Consider the following 18,227-nt stretch of genomic DNA (forward strand, 5'->3'; position numbering starts at 1 on the left):
CGGCGGGTGTGCGCCGGGGCCTTCGCTGTGCCCATGGTGTGCCTGGCAAGGAACTTTGTCCATGCGGTTGAACGACTCGGTTCAGATCACCCGCGAGAAGCGCTGGCGGTTGTGCATCGCCAGGTAAGCGTCGAACACCATGCATACCGAGCGCGCCAGCAGGCGGCCGGCCGGCAGGATGCGGATGCCTTTGTCGTCCAGGCGGATCAGGCCGTCGCGCTGCAAGGTCAGCAGTTCTGGCCAGAGGTCGTTGAAGTAGCCGCGAAAATCAATGGTGAATGCCTGTTCGATCGGCTCGAAATCGAGCTCGAAATGGCAGATCAGTTGCTGGATCACTGCACGGCGGATACGGTCGTCGTGGTTGCACAGCAGGCCGCGCTGGGTGGCCAGTTGGACGTTGGACAGGCTGTCCTGGTAGGTGTTGAGGTCGCTGCTGTTCTGGCAGTACAGGTCGCCGATCTGGCTGATGGCCGACACGCCCAGGCCGATCAGGTCGCAGTGCCCATGGGTGGTGTAGCCCTGGAAGTTGCGCTGCAGGGTGCCTTCCTCCTGGGCGATGGCGAGCTCGTCGTCGGGCAGGGCGAAGTGGTCCATGCCGATGTAGCGGTAGCCGGCTGCGGTCAGCTGGTCGATGGTGGCGTGCAGCATCTCCAGCTTAGCGGCCGCGCTGGGCAGGTCATTGCTGTCGATGCGCCGTTGCGGCATGAAGCGCTCGGGCAGGTGGGCGTAGTTGAACACCGACAGGCGGTCGGGTTGCAGGCGGATCACTTCTTCGACAGTGCGGGCAAAGCCTTCCGGGGTTTGCTTGGGCAGGCCGTAGATCAGGTCGAGGTTGATCGAGCGGAACTGCAGGGTGCGCGCGGCTTCGATCAGGGTGCGGGTCTGCTCCAGGCTCTGCAGGCGGTTGACCGCGCGCTGCACGGCTGGGTCGAGGTCCTGCACGCCCAGGCTGACGCGGTTGAAGCCCAGTTCGCGGAGCAGGCCCATGGTCGACCAGTCGGCTTCGCGCGGGTCGATCTCGATGCCGTAGTCGCCGGAGTCGTCGTCCAGCAGGTGGAAGTGCTGGCGCAGGGTGGCCATCAGCTGGCGCAGTTCCACATGGCTGAGGAAGGTTGGCGTGCCGCCGCCGAAGTGCAACTGCTCGACACGCTGCTTGGGATCGAGGTGGCAGGCGATCAGCTGGATTTCCTGCTCCAGGCGCTGCAGGTAGGGCGCAGCGCGGGCGCGGTCTTTGGTGATGACCTTGTTGCAGGCGCAGTAGTAGCAGATGTTGGCGCAGAACGGCACGTGCACGTACAGCGACAGCGGGCGCACGGCCCGACGGCTCTCGCGCAGGGCGTGGAGCAGGTCGAACGAGCCCACTTCGCTGTGCAGTTGCACGGCGGTCGGGTAGGAGGTGTAGCGTGGCCCGGCCAGGTCGTAGCGGCGGATCAGGTCGGTATCCCAACGTAGGTCGTCGAGCATGAGGGTGGTCCCCGGAAAGAGCAGCAGTGCCCCGGAGTCTATGGCTGTCTGCAGGAACCGGTGTTGATTTGTATCAAGGGCATAGGGGCTGCTATCAGCCGTTCGCAGGGCCCTGTGGGAGCGGGCATGCCCGAAAAGGGCCGCACGGCGGCCCCCATCAATGCCCCATCAACCAATGCTGATGCGGCCCGGGCAGGGTCCATACCCCAAACAGCATCACCAGCACCCCGCCAGCCACCCGCACACTGCGCCGTTTCAACAACCGGTTTACTCGCTCAGCCGCCAGTCCCGTGGCCAGTAGCACCGGCCAGGTTCCCACGCCGAACGCCAGCATCAGCGCCGCGCTGTACCCGGCATTGCCCTGGCTGGCCGCCCACAGCAAGGTGCTGTACACCAACCCGCATGGCAACCATCCCCACAAGGCCCCCAGCAGCAACGCCCGGGGCATGCTGGATACCGGTAGCAAGCGCGACGCCACTGGCTGAATATGCCGCCACAGTCCCCGGCCCAGCGCCTCGATGCGGGTCAGCCCGCTCCACCAGCCGGCCAGGTACAGCCCCATGGCGATCAACAGCAGCGCCGCCACCACCCGCAGTGCCAGCGCCGCCGGGCTGCTGGCCACGGCCCAGCCGGCCAGGCCCAGCAGCAGGCCGGCACAGGCATAACTGAGAATGCGGCCAAGGTTGTACGCGAGCAGCAGGCGCATGCGCCGACCACGTTGTTCAGGCGGGATGGCAAGGGTCAGCGCGCCCATCAGGCCGCCGCACATGCCCAGGCAGTGGCCGCCGCCGAGCAAACCGAGGATCAACGCCGAGCCCAGCAGGGGCAGCAGGTCAGGCACGGGGCGGGTTTTCCTTGTCGGTGTCGGCCTTGCTGTCGTCAGGCTTCACCGCCGCCTGATGGCGCGGGTCCTGGTCGTCGAACAGGATGCTGTGGGCAGGGCTTTCCAGGTCGTCGTACTGGCCGCTGTCCACCGCCCAGAAGAAGATGTACACGGCCACGCCGACCAGCAGCAGGGCCGCGGGAATCATGACATAGAGGGCGGGCATGGCGTCTTCCTCCCAGGCAGGGGCGCTTCGGTCGATGGCAAACCCGATGCCGGGGGCTGGCGGGTCAGGCGCAGGGCATTGAGCACCACGATCAGCGAACTGACCGACATGCCGATGGCTGCCCATACCGGGGTGATCCAGCCGAGCGCGGCGAACGGCAACATCAGGCCATTATACAGGGTCGCCCACAGCAGGTTCTCGAGGATGTTGCGGCGGGTGCGGCGGGCCAGCTCGAAGGCCTGTACCAGCGCCTGCAGGCGGTTGGACAGCAGCACGGCGTCGGCGCTGGTCTTGGCCAGGTCGGTGGCGCTGCCCATGGCGATGCTGATGTCCGCGGCGGCCAGTACCGGCACGTCGTTGACCCCGTCACCCAGCATCAGCACCTTGCGCCCGGCCGCCTGCAGCGCCTTCAGCCGGTCCAGTTTGTCGTCCGGGCGCAGGCCGCCGATGGCCTGGTCGATGCCCAGCTGCGCGGCCACTTCGGCGACCATCGGCGAGCTGTCGCCCGACAGCAGCAGCGTGCGCCAGCCACGGGCCTTGCAGGCTGCTAGCAGGGCAGGGGCATCGTCGCGCAGGCGGTCGTCCAGGCCGAACCAGGCCAGTGGGCCCTGGCGGTCGCCCAGTAGCAGCCACTGGCCGCGCGGCTCTGGCACGCCAGGGATTTCCGCTCCGCTCAGGGCGCAGACGAAGGTGGCCTGGCCAATGCGCAGGCGCTGGCCGTCGACCAGCCCTTCCAGGCCCAGGCCCGGCACGGTCTGCACGTCGTCAGCAGGCGTGGCGGTGCGGCCGAAGGCACGGGCGATGGGGTGTTCGGAGCGGTTCTCCAGCGCTGCGGCCAGGGCCAGGCAGCGGTCGGCGGGCAGGCTGCCGAGCGGTCGAATGCTGCGCAAGGTCAGGCGGCCTTCGGTCAGCGTTCCGGTCTTGTCGAAAATCACCGTGTCGATCTGGTTCAGGCCTTCCAGCACATGGCCACGGGTCACCAGCAGGCCGAGCTTGTGCAACGTACCAGTGGCTGCGGTAAGCGCCGTTGGCGTGGCCAGGGACAGCGCGCAGGGGCAGGTCGCTACCAACATGGCCAGCACGATCCAGAACGCCCGCGTCGGGTCCAGGTGCCACCACCACAGGCCGATGGCCGCGGCGGCCAGCAGCGAGAACAGCAGGAACCACTGCGAGGCCCGGTCGGCGATTTCGGCCAGGCGGGGTTTTTCGGTCTGGGCGCGTTCCAGCAGGCGGACGATGGCCGACAACCGCGAGTCGTGGCCGAGGGCTTCGACTTCCACGTTCAGGGTGCTTTCGACGTTCAGGGTACCGCCCGTGACCCGCTCGCCGACCCGCCGTGGTTGCGGCAGGTATTCACCGGTCAGCAACGATTCATCGACGCTGGAGCGGCCTTCGACGATGCGCCCGTCGGCGGGGATTACCGCGCCTGGCAGCACCTGCACCGTGTCACCGCGCTGCAGTTCGCTGAGCAGGATGCGTTCGCTGCGGCCGACGGCGTCCAGGCGCAGGCACGAGGCCGGCAGCAGGTTGACCAGCTGCGCAGTGGCCGCTGCGGTGCGTTCGCGGGCGCGGCGCTCCAGGTAACGGCCAGTGAGCAGGAACAGCGCGAACATGCCCACGGTGTCGAAATACAGCTCGCCGCTGCCGGTGATGGCGGTCCAGATGCCGGCGCCAAAGGCCAGGCCAATGGCCAGCGACACCGAAACGTCCATGGTCAGGTGGCGGGTACGCAGGTCGCGTGCCGCGCCCTTGAAGAACGGTGCGCAGCTGTAGAACACGATGGGGATGGTGAGAAATAGCGCCACCCAGCGCAGGATGGTGTGCAGTTCGGGCGACAGGTCGATGTTGAATTCCGGCCAGGTGGCCATGGTTGCCATCATCGCCTGGAACCACAGCAGCCCGGCCACGCCCAGGCGGCGCAGGGCGCTGCGGTTCTCGCGGGCCAGTTGCTCGGCGGCCTGGTCGGGCTGATAGGGGTGGGCGGCGTAGCCGATCTGGCGCAGCTCGGCGAGCAGGCGCGAGAGCGGCAGTTGCTTGTCATCCCAGTTCAGCAGCAGGCGGTGGTTGGACAGGTTCAGACGCGCCTCGGCGACGCCGGGCAGGTTGCGCAGGTGCTTTTCGATCAGCCAGCCGCAGGCGGCGCAGCTGATGCCTTCGACCAGCAGGGTGGTCTCGGCCAGGTCGCCAGCATGGCGAACGAAGGTTTGCTGTAAGTCGCTGCGGTCATAGAGGGCGAGCTCGTCCTGCAGTTGTTTGGGCAGGGCCTCGGGGTTGGCACTGTTGTCGCTACGATGCTGGTAATAGTGCTCCAGGCCACCGGCGACGATCGACTCGGCCACCGCCTGGCAGCCGGGGCAGCAGAACTGCCGGGACTCACCGAGGACCACGGCGTTGAAGCGGCTGCCGGCAGGGACGGGCATTGCGCAGTGGTAGCAAGGGGTGGGCTGGGTCATCACATCATTGCCTTACACAAATCGGCTGGTTGGGCACAGCACCTGTGGGAGCGGGTTCACCCGCGAATGCGTCAGATCAGGCAATGATGTTTTCAGGTTAGACGCATTCGCGGGTAAACCTGCTCCTACAAGTACAAGGAGCGGCGGAGGTGCGATTATTGGTGCTCGGCACCTTGCAGTGCTTCATCACCCAGCTGCAAGGTCACACCATGCTCGACCTTTTCTTCCTCGAACAAGCGCCAAACCTGGCCACCTTCACTACCCAGCAGCTCAACGAAGCGCCGCCCGTCAACCTTGTCCTCCAGCTGCCCTACATAGCGCCCAGCCTCGACCCGGCTCAACAGCACCTTGCGGTCTTTCTCCGGCTGGGTTGGCGAGATCAGGTTCAGCTCCAGGCTCTGCGGGTCGCTGTTGCCGGTCAGGCGCACGTCCACTTCGCCGGTCAGCTCGTCCAGGTGCACGCCGGCCTTCAGGCCCAGCGTCTGCGCCAGCAGTTCTCGGTCCAGCGAGCGGTTGATGCCCTTGCCAGCCTCGTAGTAGTTGTCGTTCACCAGGTTGTCCGGGTTGTGCACGGCGATGCTGACCATGGTCAGGCTCAGGCACACCGAGGTGGCGAGAATGCCGATGATGATCCAGGGCCAGAGGTGCTTGTACCAGGGGCTGGCGGCGGTGGCAGGCATTGTGGGTTATCTCTCTTAGCGGATCTGTGGGCCGATGAAGCGGCTCTTGGCTTCAACCTGGGCGTCGCTGTCATCGGCGCTCTTGAGGATGAAGGTAATTTCGTTGGTGGTCGATGGCAGTTTCTCGGGCGCGATCGACAGCTGCACCGGCAGGCTGACGATATCACCAGCGTCCACGCGGATCTCGCGCTGGCCTTCAAGCTTCAGGTCCGGCAGGCCGGTGGCGTCCAGCACGTAGACGTGGTCACGCTGGTCCTTGTTCATCACCTTCAGGCTATACACGTTCTCGATCCGGCCCTGGGCGTTCTCGCGGTACAGCACGCGGTCCTTGCTGACGTCGAAACCGACCAGCGAACGGGTGGCGAAGGCGGTGGCCAGGCCGACCATCATCACCAGCAGTACCACGGCATAGCCGATCAGGCGCGGGCGCAGCATGTGGGTCTTCTGCCCGGACAGGTTGTGCTCGGTGGTGTAGCTGATCAGCCCCCTTGGGTAATTCATCTTGTCCATGATGTTGTCACAGGCATCGATGCACGCGGCGCAGCCGATGCACTCGATCTGCAGGCCGTCACGGATATCGATGCCGGTGGGGCAGACCTGCACGCACATGGTGCAGTCGATGCAGTCGCCCAGGCCCGCGGCCTTGTAGTCCAGGTCCTTTTTGCGCGGGCCGCGGGTTTCGCCACGACGCGGGTCGTAGGAAACGATCAGCGTGTCTTTGTCGAACATCACGCTCTGGAAGCGCGCGTAGGGGCACATGTACACACACACCTGCTCGCGCAGCCAGCCGGCGTTGCCGTAGGTGGCGAGGGTGAAGAAGCCGACCCAGAAGTAGGCCCAGCCGTCGGCCTGGCCGGTAAAGAATTCGATGGCCAGTTCACGGATCGGCGAGAAATAGCCGACGAAGGTCATGCCGGTGACGAAACCGATCAGCAGCCACAGGCTGTGCTTGGCGAACTTGCGCAGGAACTTGTTGCCGCTCATGGGGGCTTTGTCGAGCTTCATGCGCTGGTTGCGGTCGCCCTCGGTGACCTTCTCGCACCACATGAAAATCCATGTCCACACGCTTTGCGGGCAGGTGTAGCCGCACCATACCCGGCCGGCGAACACGGTGATGAAGAACAGGCCGAAGGCGGCCACGATGAGAATGCCCGAGAGCAATATGAAGTCTTGCGGCCAGATGGTGGCGCCGAAGATGTAGAACTTGCGTTCGGGCAGGTTCCACCACACGGCCTGGTGGCCGCCCCAGTTCAACCACACCGTGCCGAAGTACAGCAGGAACAGCACAGCCCCGCCGACCATGCGCAGGCGTCGGAACAGGCCGGTGAAAGCGCGGGTGTAGATCTTTTCCCGGGAGGCGTAGAGGTCGACGGAATCCTTCCCTTTGTTGGCAGGCGGGGTGACGTCATGTACCGGAATTTGCTTGCTCATCATCAAGTCCCACGGCAGTGGAGAAGTGCCGCAGCCAGTGCATGCCGGCCGCAGTCTCGCGCAATCTGCTAGCGCTCTGCGGCCCATGATACGCCGCTGATGGCAGTATGGGGCTGCACTGCGACCTTTAGTCGCGTTGGGTTCGTGGTATGAATCGTGTTATGGCAGGTGTCAATTGATCCAAGTCATGGGGCCTGCAACAAATGTGTTTTCAGTACCGGCCTCTTCGCGGGTGAACCCGCTCCCACAGGGATCGCACAGATCCTGACGCGAGCGCAGTACCTGTGGGAGCGGGTTTACCCGCGAAGAGGCCGGGCCTGCCTTACTCGGCCTTGGCCGGTTCGGCCTGCTGCGACAGGCTGTACACATAAGCCGCCAGCAAGTGCACCTTGTCATTCCCTTGCAGCTGCTCCTGGGCCGGCATCTGCCCCTGGCGACCGTAGCGGATGGTCTGTTGCAACTGGGCAAAGCTCGAGCCGTAGATGAACGCCTGCGGATGGGTCAGGTTCGGCGCGCCCATGGCTGGCGTGCCCTTGCCCTCGGGGCCGTGGCAGGCCACGCAGTTGGCGGCGAAGATCTTCTGCCCGTTCTCGGCATCGGCCTTCACGCCCTCTGGCAGGGTGCGGCCATCGAGCTTGCTGACCACGAACGCGGCCACATCGGCCACGCCCTGGTCACCGATCACCTCGGCCCAGGCCGGCATCACGCCGTGGCGACCGCCCATGATGGTGGTCTTGATGGTGTCTGGCTCGCCGCCCCAGCGCCAGTCGTTGTCGGTGAGGTTAGGGAAGCCGAAGGCACCCTTGGCGTCGGAACCGTGGCACACCGAGCAGTTGGAGGCGAACAGCCGCGCGCCCATCTTCAGGGCCTGCGGGTCCTTGGCCACCTCGGTGATGGGCATGGCGGCGAACTTGGCGAAGATCGGCCCGAAGCGGGCGTCGGCCTTGGCCATTTCCTTTTCCCACTCGTGCACGCCGGTCCAGCCCGGCTGGCCGTTGGAAAACTCGGTCTGCTTGTCGTTATCCAGGTATGAGTAGCCTGGCAGGACGCCTTTCCAGTTGCCCAGGCCCGGGTACAGCACCAGGTAGCCGAGGGCGAAGATGATGGTACCGACGAACAGCCAGAACCACCATTTCGGCAGTGGGTTGTCGTACTCCTCGATGCCATCGAAGGCATGCCCGACGGTTTCGTCGGTGACCTCTTCGCGCTGGCCCTTGCGGGTCGACAGCAGCAGCCAGGTCAACGAGAAGATGGTGCCCAGGGTCAGGACGGTAACGTACAGACTCCAGAAGGTTGTCATTGTTTTTTGCTCCCAGAAGCTTTTGCGTGCTCTTGCTCGACGTGGCGGCAGGCCTCGGGGTCATCCGCGAAGGGCAGTTGGGTCGCTTCGTCGAAGTCCTTCTTGCGCCGTGGGTTGAACACCCACAGCGCCAGGCCCACGAAGGCCACCATCACCACGACGGTGCCCAGGCCGCGAATCATCCCGATATCCATCAGCGTCACCGTTTGCTCTTGATGATGGTGCCAAGACCCTGCAGGTACGCGACGATGGCGTCCATTTCGGTCTTGCCCTTGACCGCGTCGCGGGCCCCGGCGATGTCAGCGTCGGTGTATGGCACGCCGAGGGTGCGCAGCACTTCCATCTTCTTCGCGGTGTCCTTGCCGTCGAGCTTGTGCTCGACCAGCCACGGGTACGACGGCATCTTCGATTCCGGTACCACGTTGCGCGGGTTGTACAGGTGCGCACGGTGCCAGTCATCGGAGTAGCGGCCACCGACCCGCGCCAGGTCCGGCCCGGTACGCTTGGAACCCCACAGGAACGGGTGGTCCCACACGCTCTCGCCGGCCACCGAGTAATGGCCGTAGCGCTCGGTTTCGGCACGGAACGGGCGGATCATCTGCGAGTGGCAGCCCACGCAGCCTTCGCGGATGTAGATATCGCGGCCTTCAAGCTCCAGCGCGGTGCGCGGCTTCATGCCTTCCACGGGTTTGTTGGTGACGTCCTGGAAAAACAGCGGGACGATCTGGGTCAGGCCACCGACGCTCACGGCGATGACCATGAAGAAGGCCAGCAGGCCTATGTTCTTCTCGACGGCTTCATGCTTCATCAGTGCGCTCCCACGACGACGATCTTGGCGGCTTCCTCAGCCTGTGCCGGGTTGGCGGCACGTACGGTACGGAACACGTTGTAGGCCATCAGCAGCATGCCGGTGGCGAAGAACGCACCGCCCAGGGCGCGGACGATATAGCCAGGGTGGCTGGCCTGCAGGGCTTCGACGAAGGAGTAGGTGAGGGTGCCGTCGTCGTTGATGGCGCGCCACATCAGGCCCTGGGTGATGCCGTTTACCCACATCGAGGCGATGTACAGCACGGTACCGATGGTGGCCAGCCAGAAGTGCGCGTTGATCAGGCCGACGCTGTGCATCTGCTCGCGGCCATACAGGCGCGGGATCATGTGGTACACGGCGCCGATCGAGATCATCGCCACCCAGCCGAGGGCGCCGGCGTGCACGTGGCCGATGGTCCAGTCGGTGTAGTGCGACAGCGAGTTCACGGTCTTGATGGCCATCATCGGGCCTTCGAAGGTGGACATGCCGTAGAACGCCAGCGACACCACCAGGAAGCGAAGGATCGGGTCGGTGCGCAGTTTGTGCCAGGCACCGGACAGGGTCATCATGCCGTTGATCATGCCGCCCCAGCTTGGCGCCAGCAGGATGATCGACATGACCATGCCCAGCGACTGTGCCCAGTCTGGCAGGGCGGTGTAGTGCAGGTGGTGCGGGCCAGCCCAGATGTACAGGGTGATCAGTGCCCAGAAGTGCACGATAGACAGGCGATACGAGTAGATCGGGCGTTCGGCCTGCTTGGGTACGAAGTAGTACATCATCCCCAGGAAGCCGGTGGTGAGGAAGAAGCCCACGGCGTTGTGGCCGTACCACCACTGGATCATCGCGTCGGTGGCGCCGGAGTAGGCCGAGTACGACTTGAACAGGCTTACCGGCAGCGAGATGTGGTTGACGATGTGCAGCATCGCGGTAACCACGATGAAGGCGCCGTAGAACCAGTTGCCGACATAGATATGCTTGGTCTTGCGCTTGACGATGGTGCCGAAGAACACCAACCCGTAGGTGACCCAGACGATGGCCAGCAGGATCGCCAGCGGCCACTCGAGCTCGGCGTACTCCTTGGTGGTGGTGTAGCCCATCGGCAGGGTGATCAGCGCCCCGACGATCACCGCCTGCCAACCCCAGAAGGTGAAGGCGGCCATGCTGTCGGAGATCAGCCGGGTCTGGCAGGTGCGCTGCACCACGTAGTAGCTGGTGCCGAACAGCGCACAGCCCCCGAAGGCGAAGATCACCAGGTTGGTGTGCAGCGGGCGCAGGCGGCCGAAGCTGGTCCAGGGCAGGTCCAGGTTCAGTTGCGGCCATACCAGCTGCGAGGCGATGAAGACGCCGAGGCCCATGCCAAGGATCCCCCAGACCACCGTCATGATGGCGAACTGGCGGACGACCTTATAGTTATAAGCAGTCGGACTGATTGCTGTGCTCATTGCTAAGGTTCCACGGTTTTGATGTTCTTGTTGGTCGAAAAATCGGCGCCAGTATTGATAACCACCGGGGTTACCGCAACGCAACTTTGGTACGCCGACCCGTGCCCGAGCCCGTTCACTGATGTCCCGCAGCGATCGGGTCTGGACGATTGTACACAAATAAATATTTGTAATGTGTACCGTTTTTCGCCTTTTTCTGATCGATCGGTCAAGCTTTTTATCGGGACGGCGACAGGCTACGCGCCGCGTCTGCTTCGGTCCTTTCGGAGCGAGGCCCACTGAGGCAACAAGCTTAGTTGTGTTCGGAGGGGGTGCAAGGAGGGGTAGAGCGGGGAGAGGGGCTGCTTTGCAGCCCTTCGCGGGCTTGCCCGCTCCCACAGGTTCACCACAATGCTTGAAATCTGTGGTTAACCTGTGGGAGCGGGCGAGTCGGGACGCCGAACCGCCGCGAATGGGTGTTACTTGGCAGTCAGGTCTGGCGAAGCTTGATCCTGCGACAGGCTATACACATACGCCGCCAGCAGGTGCACCTTGTCGTTGCCCTGGATCTCCGCCTGCGCCGGCATCTGACCCTGGCGACCATAGCGAATGGTCTGCTGCAGCTGGGCAAAGCTCGAACCGTAGATGAACGCCTGCGGGTGAGTCAGGTCTGGTGCGCCCATGGCCGGGGTGCCTTTGCCTTCAGGTCCGTGGCAGGCCACGCAGTTGCCGGCAAAGATCTCCTTGCCCTTGGCGGCGTCAGCCTTGACCCCTTCCGGCAGGCTGCGGCCATCGAGGTTGGTGAGCACGAACGCGGCCACATCCGCCACGCCCTGCTCGCCGATCACTTCGGCCCAGGCCGGCATCACGCCGTGACGACCGTTCATGATCGACGCCTTGATGGTTTCCGCTTCGCCGCCCCAGCGCCAGTCTTTGTCGGTGAGGTTGGGGAAACCATAGGCACCCTTGGCATCCGAGCCATGGCAAACCGAGCAGTTGGAGGCGAACAGGCGGCTGCCCATCTTCAGTGCCTGCGGGTCCTTGGCCACTTCTTCCACGGGCATGGCGGCGTACTTGGCAAAGATCGGGCCGAATCTTGCGTCAGCCTTCTCCATCTCCTTCTGCCATTCGTTGGCGCCAGTCCAGCCATTTTCATAGCCCGGCAGGATGCCCTTCCAGTTGCCCAGGCCCGGATAGAGGATCAGGTAGCCGACCGAGAACACCAGGGTGCCGACGAACAGCCAGAACCACCACTTGGGCAGCGGGTTGTCGTATTCCTCGATGCCGTCGAAGCTGTGGCCCATGGTCTGGTCGGTGGTGTTGTTGCTCTGGCCCTTGCGGGTGGCGAGCAGCAGCCAGGTCAGGCCAATCAGGCTACCGATGGTCAGTACGCAGATGTACGTACTCCAGAAGGTGGTCATTGCCCGTTACTCCTTTTTGCAGCAGGTTCCTGTCCGGCAGAGGGCAGGCGGTCGTCGACGAAGGGCAGCAGGCGCGCTTCGGCGAAATCACGGTCGCGGCGGCGGTTGAATACCCACAGGGTGAGGCCGATGAAGGCGATCATCACCACCAGGGTGCCCAGGCCGCGGATCATGCCGATGTCCATTCCCATCGCATTCACCTCTTGTTCTTGATCGCGGTGCCTAGCACCTGCAGGTAGGCGACCAGGGCATCCATTTCGGTCTTGCCCTTGACCGCGTCGCGGGCCCCGGCGATGTCATCGTCGGTGTACGGCACGCCCAGGGTGCGCAGGGTGCGCATCTTGGTGTCGGTATGGCTGTTGTCGACCTGCTGGGCGACCAGCCATGGGTACGACGGCATCTTCGACTCCGGTACCACGTTGCGCGGGTTGTACAGGTGCGCACGGTGCCAGTCGTCCGAGTAGCGGCCACCGACCCGGGCCAGGTCCGGCCCGGTGCGCTTGGAGCCCCACAGGAACGGATGGTCCCACACGCTTTCACCAGCCACCGAGTAGTGGCCATAGCGCTCGGTTTCGGCGCGGAACGGGCGGATCATCTGCGAGTGGCAGCCCACGCAGCCTTCGCGGATGTAGATATCGCGGCCTTCCAGCTGCAGCGCGGTGTAGGGCTTCATGCCTTCCACCGGCTTGTTGGTGACGTCCTGGAAGAACAACGGGACGATCTGGGTCAGGCCGCCGATGCTGACGGCGAACACCATCAGCAGGGCCAGCAGGCCGACGTTTTTCTCGATGACTTCATGTTTCATCAGGCAGGTCTCCTCAAGCCAGCTGGGCGTTCGCAGGGGCGACATCGAGCGCCGGCGAACGCACGGTGCGCCAGGTGTTCCAGGCCATCAGGAACATGCCGCTGAGGAAGATCGCACCGCCGACGAAGCGCACGATGAAGCCTGGGTGGCTGGCCACCAGGGTTTCCACGAACGAGTAGGTGAGCGTGCCGTCGCTGTTGACCGCGCGCCACATCAGGCCCTGGGCGATGCCGTTGACCCACATCGAGGCGATGTACAGCACGGTGCCGATGGTGGCCAGCCAGAAGTGCGCGTTGATCAGGCCGATGCTGTACATGCGCTCCTTGCCGAATACTTTCGGGATGGTGTGGTACAGCGCGCCGATCGAGATCATCGCCACCCAGCCGAGGGCGCCGGCGTGCACGTGGCCGATGGTCCAGTCGGTGTAGTGCGACAGCGAGTTCACGGTCTTGATGGCCATCATCGGGCCTTCGAAGGTGGACATGCCGTAGAACGCCAGCGACACCACCAGGAAACGCAGGATCGGGTCGCTGCGCAGTTTGTGCCAGGCGCCGGACAGGGTCATCATGCCGTTGATCATGCCGCCCCAGCTTGGTGCCAGCAGGATCAGCGACATCACCATGCCCAGCGACTGCGCCCAGTCGGGCAGGGCGGTGTAGTGCAGGTGGTGCGGGCCGGCCCAGATGTACAGGGTGATCAGCGCCCAGAAGTGCACGATCGACAGGCGATAGGAATACACCGGGCGTTCGGCCTGCTTGGGCACGTAGTAGTACATCATCCCCAGGAAGCCTGCGGTCAGGAAGAAGCCCACGGCGTTGTGGCCATACCACCACTGCACCATGGCATCGGTGGCACCGGCATAGACCGAGTAGGACTTGGTCAGGCTGACCGGCAGTTCCAGGTTGTTGACGACGTGCAGCATCGCCACGGTGAGGATGAAGCCGCCGAAGAACCAGTTACCGACGTAGATGTGCTTGGTGTTGCGCTTCATCAGCGTGCCGAAGAACACGATGGCGTAGCTCACCCAGACGATGGTGATCAGGATGTCGATCGGCCATTCCAGTTCGGCGTATTCCTTGGAGCTGGTGTAGCCCAGCGGCAGGCTGATGGCCGCCAGCAGGATCACCAGTTGCCAGCCCCAGAAGGTGAACGCGGCCAGGCCCGGTGCGAACAGGGTGGTCTGGCAGGTGCGTTGCACCGAATAATAGGAGGTGGCGAACAGCGCGCAGCCGCCGAAGGCGAAGATCACCGCATTGGTATGCAGGGGGCGCAGGCGGCCGAAGCTGGTCCAGGGGAGGTCGAAGTTGAGGGAGGGCCAGGCGAGCTGGGCGGCGATGAAGACGCCGAGCCCCATCCCGACGATTCCCCACACCACCGTCATGATGGCGAATTGGCGGACCACCTTGTAGTTATAGGCGGTACTGCTGGTTGTGTTCATGTATGGGTTCCCATCCACGGTTATTTGGCAGGCTTTACAGCGAGGCAAGCATGATTAATGGGCAAAGTGCCGGTATTGACGGGGATCAATGGGCGAAGGTCGGAAATGTCCCAGGCTTGCGCTGCGATCCCCCGCATGCTCGGGGCAAGGACGGCTACAAGGGCTGCCTGATCCTGGCCCATGGCGCAGGTGCGCCGATGGACAGCGGGTTCATGGACGAAATGGCGCAAAGGCTTGCGGCGCTTGGGGTAGCGGTAGTGCGCTTCGAGTTCCCGTACATGGCCGAGCGCAGGGTTGCCGGCGGCAAGCGGCCGCCGAACCCGCAGAAGGTGTTGCTGGAATGCTGGCGCGAGGTGTACAGGCAGGTGCGACCTTTGGTCGCGGGCAAGTTGGCGGTGGGTGGCAAGTCCATGGGCGGGCGCATGGCCAGCCTGCTGGCCGATGAACTGGAAGCGGATGCACTGGTGTGCCTGGGCTATCCGTTCTATGCAGTGGGCAAACCGGAAAAGCCACGGGTCGAACACCTGGCCGAATTGAAGACGCCGACGTTGATCGTGCAGGGCGAGCGGGATGCACTGGGTAACCGCGAGGCGGTGGCAGGGTATGCGTTATCGCCGGCGATCGAGGTGAGCTGGCTGGTGGCGGGGGACCATGACCTGAAGCCGCTGAAGGTCTCGGGGTTCAGCCATGAGCAGCACTTGCAGGCGGCGGCTGAGAAGGTTGCGGCATTCCTGTCGCAATAGTGCTGGATTCTTCGCGGGCTTGCCCGTTCCCACAGGTTCACTACAGGTCTGAAACTTGTGCAGCACCTGTGGGAGCGGGTTTACCCGCGAAGAGGCCGGACCAGACTGACGCTTAGTCGCGGTACTCGCACAGGTAGGCGGTATCCACCTTCACCTGCAGCTGGAACTTGCTGTCAGCCGGCACGTTGAACTTGTCGCCCGCATTGAAGGTTTCCCAGTTGTCGCTACCTGGCAGCTTCACGGTCAGCGCACCCGAAACCACGTGCATGATTTCGCGCTTGGCAGTGCCGAATTCGTATTCGCCCGGGGCCATCACACCGACAGTGGCCGGGCCTTCTTCGCCAGCGAATGCGATCGACTTGACGGTGCCGTTGAAGTACTCGTTGACCTGGAACATGGGCGACTCCTGAAAAGGGGGGATGAAAAACGGCTGGCCAGTATGCCCAAGCCCACCGGCCCCGTCATCTGCTTTCAGGTAGCGTCTGCCGGCAGGCTCAACGGCAGCAGCCGCGCGGTATTGCGCGCATCTTCCAGGGCCCGGTGCTGCTGCCCGCAAAAGTGCATGCCGGCCAGCTGCAGTGCACCGTTCAGCCCAGCGGGGCGCTGCAGGTGGCGGGCCTTGGCGAAGCGTTGCTTGAGGTTGATGTGCGGCAGGGTCCGCAGCAGGCTGTCCAGCCCATGCTGCTGCCACTCCTGGTGCAACTGCTGGCGGTCGTAGTCGCCCCAGCTGACCCAGGCCTGAAGCTGCCCGCGGTGGTGCCCGAGCCAGCGCTCGAAGCTTGCCCATACCTCGCGGAACGACGCGGCACTGTCCACGCTGGCCTGGCTGATGTGGGTCAGCTCACGGCAGAACGGGGTCAGCTGCGGCCGTCGCCGAGGCTTCACGAAGCGCTGGAAGTGGTCGACCTCGCGGCCATCGCGGGTAACCAGGCTTGCGCCGATTTCAATGACTTCCATCTCTATGACCGGCCACCCACCATCGTCGGTGGTGGCTTCCAGGTCGATCACCAACCAGTGGCCCATACCAGGCTCCCTTGCAGATCCTGCTAGAGCGTAGCGAAACTCCGGGCATCCGGCATCCCCTGGCAGTTTGCCCGCAGCTTTGGCGCAAAGTGCCACTAACCGGCAGTTGTGTCCGGCCCGGAAAACGCCTAGCTTAGGCGGACCCCGGCATGAACCGTGATGAGTGTCCGTCTTGACTCCAGCGACCGGCCTGAAGGCCCTGTCTTCCCTGATGCTGCTAGCCGTGTTCTGGCTGGCGGCGCCGGCATGGGCTGCCGATGCCGTCGAGGTAAAGATTGGCGCTGCGCATTTCCCTCCGTACACGGTACGCCCGGAGCAGGGCGCCGACAGCGGTTTGCTGCGGCAGTTGGTCGACGCGCTCAATCGCGCGCAGCAGCGCTACCACTTCGTCGTGGTGCCCACCTCCATCCAGCGGCGTTTTGCTGACCTCCAGCAAGGCCGCACCGACATGGCCATTTTCGAGAACCCGGCATGGGGCTGGCAGCATATTGCCCACCAGAGCGTGGACATGGGCCTGGAAGATGCCGAGGTGTTCGTCGCCCGCAAGGCCAATGGCCGTGACCCGCATTACTTCGACGACCTGCGCGGCAAGCGCCTGGCGCTGTTCAACGGCTACCACTATGCGTTCGCCGGCTTCAACTCCGACCCCGACTACCTGCGCAACGCCTACAACGCGACTCTGACGTATTCCCATGACAGCAACCTGCTGATGGTGCAGGCCGGCCGCGCCGACATCGCCTTGGTCACGCGTTCCTACCTCAGCGATTTCCTGGCGCGCAACCCGGCCAGTCGGGAGCAGTTGATGCCCTCGCAGCGCATTGACCAGGTCTATCATCACTACGCCTTGCTACGCCCGGGGGCACCCATCGGTGAACAATCGTTCGCGGCGCTGCTGCGTGCCCTGCGCGACAGTGGTGAGCTGGCGCGTATCTTCGAGCCATACCGGATCACGGTGGCGGCCCCGCGCGACTAAATTCCCGTGATGCGGCAACGTTCTCAGCAGTGAGCCTTTTCTTCATTGCCGCGAGTCAAGCCCATGCCGTTCGATGCCGCATCACAGCCCCAGTCAGCGCCACGCTGGCGCAGCCTCAGTGCCGAGGAGGGTGACAGCTGGCTGAGCCTCTCCCTCGAAGGCCGCGCGTTGATCCAGTTGCGCCTGGAGATGGGTGCTACTCTGCATGTCCACCTCGAGCGGCTGTGCCCCGAGCGCCCCTATGTGGCCTTGTGGGCCGCCTGTTATTGGCTGCTGGCCCGCGATGCGGCCTGCCAGCGTCTTGCCTGGCACCTGCCTGAGCCGTTGCCTCAGGCATTGACCAGTGGCCTGCTGCTGGCCGGCGACCAGCCTGGTCAATACCTGTGCGAGCGGGCGCTGTTCTGGCAGCTGCCACAGCCGTGGTTGGGCGAGTCGGCCAGCGTCGCCTACCCACAGCAGATGCAGATCAGCAACGGCAAGCGCCACCCCCGCCGCGCGCCCAAGCCTCGTGGCGAGGTGTACCGGCGCTTCGATACGCGCCTGGGCAGTTGGGTATCGCTGCGTACCTTGGAGATCGAGCATGACCTGGAGCGCTTCAACCGCTGGCAGAACAACCCGCGGGTGGAGACGTTCTGGCAGGAGGGTGGAACCCTTGCGCAGCATCGCGAATACCTGGGCAAGCTCGAGGCCGACCCGCATGCCCTGACGCTGATCGGTTGCTTCGATGACCAGCCGTTTGCCTACTTCGAGGCGTACTGGGCCAAGGAGGACCGCATTGCGCCGTTCTACCCGGCCGATGACTACGACCGTGGCATCCACATGCTGGTGGGGGAGGAGAGCCACCGCGGGCCGCACAAGGTGGCCAGCTGGCTATCGGCGCTGGTGCACTACCTGTTCCTGGATGACCCACGCACCCAGCGGGTGGTGGCCGAGCCGCGTGCCGACAACGGCAAGATGATCGGCTACATGCACGACCAGTGCTTCCATTGCGACAAGGAGTTCGACTTCCCGCACAAGCGTGCGGCGTTGATGATTCTGGGGCGGGAACGGTTTTTCGATAAGTGTAAATTGGCTTGAGTGCCAGGGGGCCGCTGTGCGGCCCTGTGGGAGCGGGTTTACCCGCGAAGAATGCGACATGGTGCATGGCACCGGCTATGCCGGTGTTCGCGGGTAAACCCGCTTGTATGGTTAGACTTGAAGGGGTGGTGGGACTAAATG

Annotated in this window: 19 protein-coding genes; 3 read left to right on the forward strand and 16 right to left on the reverse strand. The window is 64.1% G+C overall.

The window, feature by feature from the left end; genetic code table 11:
* Window positions 1-81 precede the first annotated feature (81 nt).
* The 14 genes from hemN to ccoN (MJ643_RS17495) form a co-directional block, all read right to left on the reverse strand.
* Window positions 82-1,464 (reverse strand): oxygen-independent coproporphyrinogen III oxidase, encoded by a 1,383-nt coding sequence (hemN, locus tag MJ643_RS17430; RefSeq protein WP_013973503.1) that lies wholly within the window; start codon window positions 1,462-1,464, stop codon window positions 82-84.
* 157 nt (window positions 1,465-1,621) lie between these two features.
* Window positions 1,622-2,305, reverse strand: coding sequence for a sulfite exporter TauE/SafE family protein (locus MJ643_RS17435; RefSeq protein WP_013973502.1), 684 nt, complete (start codon window positions 2,303-2,305; stop codon window positions 1,622-1,624).
* Window positions 2,298-2,513, reverse strand: a complete 216-nt coding sequence (ccoS, locus tag MJ643_RS17440) for a cbb3-type cytochrome oxidase assembly protein CcoS (protein WP_013973501.1) — start codon at window positions 2,511-2,513, stop codon at window positions 2,298-2,300. Before ccoS ends, MJ643_RS17435 begins: the two co-directional genes overlap by 8 nt.
* Window positions 2,492-4,966: a heavy metal translocating P-type ATPase gene (locus MJ643_RS17445; protein WP_024087433.1), complete on the reverse strand. Its 2,475-nt coding sequence runs from the start codon at window positions 4,964-4,966 to the stop codon at window positions 2,492-2,494. Before MJ643_RS17445 ends, ccoS begins: the two co-directional genes overlap by 22 nt.
* A gap of 155 nt (window positions 4,967-5,121) precedes the next feature.
* A complete protein-coding gene (locus MJ643_RS17450) occupies window positions 5,122-5,646 on the reverse strand; it encodes a FixH family protein (protein ID WP_003259657.1) in 525 nt (174 codons plus the stop codon).
* Between the two features lie 15 nt (window positions 5,647-5,661).
* Window positions 5,662-7,077, reverse strand: coding sequence for a cytochrome c oxidase accessory protein CcoG (gene ccoG, locus MJ643_RS17455; RefSeq protein WP_015271140.1), 1,416 nt, complete (start codon window positions 7,075-7,077; stop codon window positions 5,662-5,664).
* A gap of 322 nt (window positions 7,078-7,399) precedes the next feature.
* Window positions 7,400-8,377 carry a cytochrome-c oxidase, cbb3-type subunit III gene (gene ccoP / locus MJ643_RS17460; protein WP_013973498.1) on the reverse strand — a complete coding sequence of 326 codons (978 nt, stop codon included), beginning with the start codon at window positions 8,375-8,377 and terminating at the stop codon, window positions 7,400-7,402.
* The gene (locus MJ643_RS17465; protein WP_015271138.1) at window positions 8,374-8,571 is read right to left on the reverse strand and encodes a CcoQ/FixQ family Cbb3-type cytochrome c oxidase assembly chaperone; all 198 of its coding nucleotides are present in this window, start codon (window positions 8,569-8,571) and stop codon (window positions 8,374-8,376) included. Before MJ643_RS17465 ends, ccoP (MJ643_RS17460) begins: the two co-directional genes overlap by 4 nt.
* Window positions 8,572-8,576: 5 nt before the next feature.
* Window positions 8,577-9,185 carry a cytochrome-c oxidase, cbb3-type subunit II gene (gene ccoO / locus MJ643_RS17470; protein WP_013973496.1) on the reverse strand — a complete coding sequence of 203 codons (609 nt, stop codon included), beginning with the start codon at window positions 9,183-9,185 and terminating at the stop codon, window positions 8,577-8,579.
* Complete coding sequence (gene ccoN, locus MJ643_RS17475) at window positions 9,185-10,627, reverse strand: cytochrome-c oxidase, cbb3-type subunit I (RefSeq protein ID WP_015271137.1); 1,443 nt, start codon at window positions 10,625-10,627, stop codon at window positions 9,185-9,187. The genes ccoO (MJ643_RS17470) and ccoN (MJ643_RS17475) overlap by 1 nt, the downstream gene beginning before the upstream one ends.
* Before the next feature lie 458 nt (window positions 10,628-11,085).
* The gene (ccoP, locus tag MJ643_RS17480; RefSeq protein WP_013973494.1) at window positions 11,086-12,027 is read right to left on the reverse strand and encodes a cytochrome-c oxidase, cbb3-type subunit III; all 942 of its coding nucleotides are present in this window, start codon (window positions 12,025-12,027) and stop codon (window positions 11,086-11,088) included.
* Window positions 12,024-12,218, reverse strand: coding sequence for a cbb3-type cytochrome c oxidase subunit 3 (locus MJ643_RS17485; RefSeq protein WP_023661030.1), 195 nt, complete (start codon window positions 12,216-12,218; stop codon window positions 12,024-12,026). Before MJ643_RS17485 ends, ccoP (MJ643_RS17480) begins: the two co-directional genes overlap by 4 nt.
* 5 nt (window positions 12,219-12,223) lie before the next feature.
* Complete coding sequence (ccoO, locus tag MJ643_RS17490) at window positions 12,224-12,832, reverse strand: cytochrome-c oxidase, cbb3-type subunit II (protein WP_013973492.1); 609 nt, start codon at window positions 12,830-12,832, stop codon at window positions 12,224-12,226.
* A 13-nt stretch (window positions 12,833-12,845) separates the two neighbouring features.
* Window positions 12,846-14,270, reverse strand: a complete 1,425-nt coding sequence (gene ccoN, locus MJ643_RS17495; protein ID WP_247726968.1) for a cytochrome-c oxidase, cbb3-type subunit I — start codon at window positions 14,268-14,270, stop codon at window positions 12,846-12,848.
* A gap of 50 nt (window positions 14,271-14,320) precedes the next feature.
* On the opposite strand from ccoN (MJ643_RS17495), the gene MJ643_RS17500 reads away from it, so the two are divergent.
* Entirely contained in the window at window positions 14,321-15,013 is a 693-nt protein-coding gene (locus tag MJ643_RS17500; RefSeq protein ID WP_024087432.1) for an alpha/beta family hydrolase, read from the forward strand.
* Window positions 15,014-15,125: 112 nt separating this feature from the next.
* On the opposite strand, the gene MJ643_RS17505 is transcribed toward MJ643_RS17500, so the two are convergent.
* Complete coding sequence (locus MJ643_RS17505; RefSeq protein WP_013973489.1) at window positions 15,126-15,410, reverse strand: pyrimidine/purine nucleoside phosphorylase; 285 nt, start codon at window positions 15,408-15,410, stop codon at window positions 15,126-15,128.
* Window positions 15,411-15,484: 74 nt separating this feature from the next.
* Window positions 15,485-16,036, reverse strand: coding sequence for an exonuclease domain-containing protein (locus tag MJ643_RS17510; protein WP_013973488.1), 552 nt, complete (start codon window positions 16,034-16,036; stop codon window positions 15,485-15,487).
* Between the two features lie 172 nt (window positions 16,037-16,208).
* Here MJ643_RS17510 and MJ643_RS17515 point away from each other — a divergent pair, with 172 nt between their 5' ends.
* Both MJ643_RS17515 and MJ643_RS17520 read left to right on the forward strand, forming a co-directional pair.
* Window positions 16,209-17,009, forward strand: a complete 801-nt coding sequence (locus MJ643_RS17515; protein ID WP_247726969.1) for a transporter substrate-binding domain-containing protein — start codon at window positions 16,209-16,211, stop codon at window positions 17,007-17,009.
* Between the two features lie 63 nt (window positions 17,010-17,072).
* Window positions 17,073-18,086, forward strand: coding sequence for a GNAT family N-acetyltransferase (locus MJ643_RS17520; protein ID WP_013973486.1), 1,014 nt, complete (start codon window positions 17,073-17,075; stop codon window positions 18,084-18,086).
* Window positions 18,087-18,227: the final 141 nt, after the last annotated feature.

It is taken from the genome of Pseudomonas sp. PNPG3 (genome assembly GCF_023093815.1).
In the GTDB taxonomy this organism is placed as follows: domain Bacteria; phylum Pseudomonadota; class Gammaproteobacteria; order Pseudomonadales; family Pseudomonadaceae; genus Aquipseudomonas; species Aquipseudomonas asiatica.

Bases quoted from the DNA above. Each gene is read 5' to 3' on its own strand.
- ccoN (WP_015271137.1), bottom strand. From the start codon at position 10,627: ATGAGCACAGCAATCAGTCCGACTGCTTATAACTATAAGGTCGTCCGC.
- MJ643_RS17520 (WP_013973486.1), top strand. From the start codon at position 17,073: ATGCCGTTCGATGCCGCATCACAGCCCCAGTCAGCGCCACGCTGGCGC.
- ccoS (WP_013973501.1), bottom strand. From the start codon at position 2,513: ATGCCCGCCCTCTATGTCATGATTCCCGCGGCCCTGCTGCTGGTCGGC.
- MJ643_RS17485 (WP_023661030.1), bottom strand. From the start codon at position 12,218: ATGGGAATGGACATCGGCATGATCCGCGGCCTGGGCACCCTGGTGGTG.
- MJ643_RS17500 (WP_024087432.1), top strand. From the start codon at position 14,321: ATGATTAATGGGCAAAGTGCCGGTATTGACGGGGATCAATGGGCGAAG.
- hemN (WP_013973503.1), bottom strand. From the start codon at position 1,464: ATGCTCGACGACCTACGTTGGGATACCGACCTGATCCGCCGCTACGAC.
- ccoP (WP_013973498.1), bottom strand. From the start codon at position 8,377: ATGACAACCTTCTGGAGTCTGTACGTTACCGTCCTGACCCTGGGCACC.
- ccoO (WP_013973492.1), bottom strand. From the start codon at position 12,832: ATGAAACATGAAGTCATCGAGAAAAACGTCGGCCTGCTGGCCCTGCTG.
- ccoN (WP_247726968.1), bottom strand. From the start codon at position 14,270: ATGAACACAACCAGCAGTACCGCCTATAACTACAAGGTGGTCCGCCAA.
- MJ643_RS17505 (WP_013973489.1), bottom strand. From the start codon at position 15,410: ATGTTCCAGGTCAACGAGTACTTCAACGGCACCGTCAAGTCGATCGCA.
- MJ643_RS17510 (WP_013973488.1), bottom strand. From the start codon at position 16,036: ATGGGCCACTGGTTGGTGATCGACCTGGAAGCCACCACCGACGATGGT.
- MJ643_RS17465 (WP_015271138.1), bottom strand. From the start codon at position 8,571: ATGGATATCGGGATGATTCGCGGCCTGGGCACCGTCGTGGTGATGGTG.
- MJ643_RS17445 (WP_024087433.1), bottom strand. From the start codon at position 4,966: ATGACCCAGCCCACCCCTTGCTACCACTGCGCAATGCCCGTCCCTGCC.
- ccoG (WP_015271140.1), bottom strand. From the start codon at position 7,077: ATGAGCAAGCAAATTCCGGTACATGACGTCACCCCGCCTGCCAACAAA.
- ccoP (WP_013973494.1), bottom strand. From the start codon at position 12,027: ATGACCACCTTCTGGAGTACGTACATCTGCGTACTGACCATCGGTAGC.
- ccoO (WP_013973496.1), bottom strand. From the start codon at position 9,185: ATGAAGCATGAAGCCGTCGAGAAGAACATAGGCCTGCTGGCCTTCTTC.
- MJ643_RS17450 (WP_003259657.1), bottom strand. From the start codon at position 5,646: ATGCCTGCCACCGCCGCCAGCCCCTGGTACAAGCACCTCTGGCCCTGG.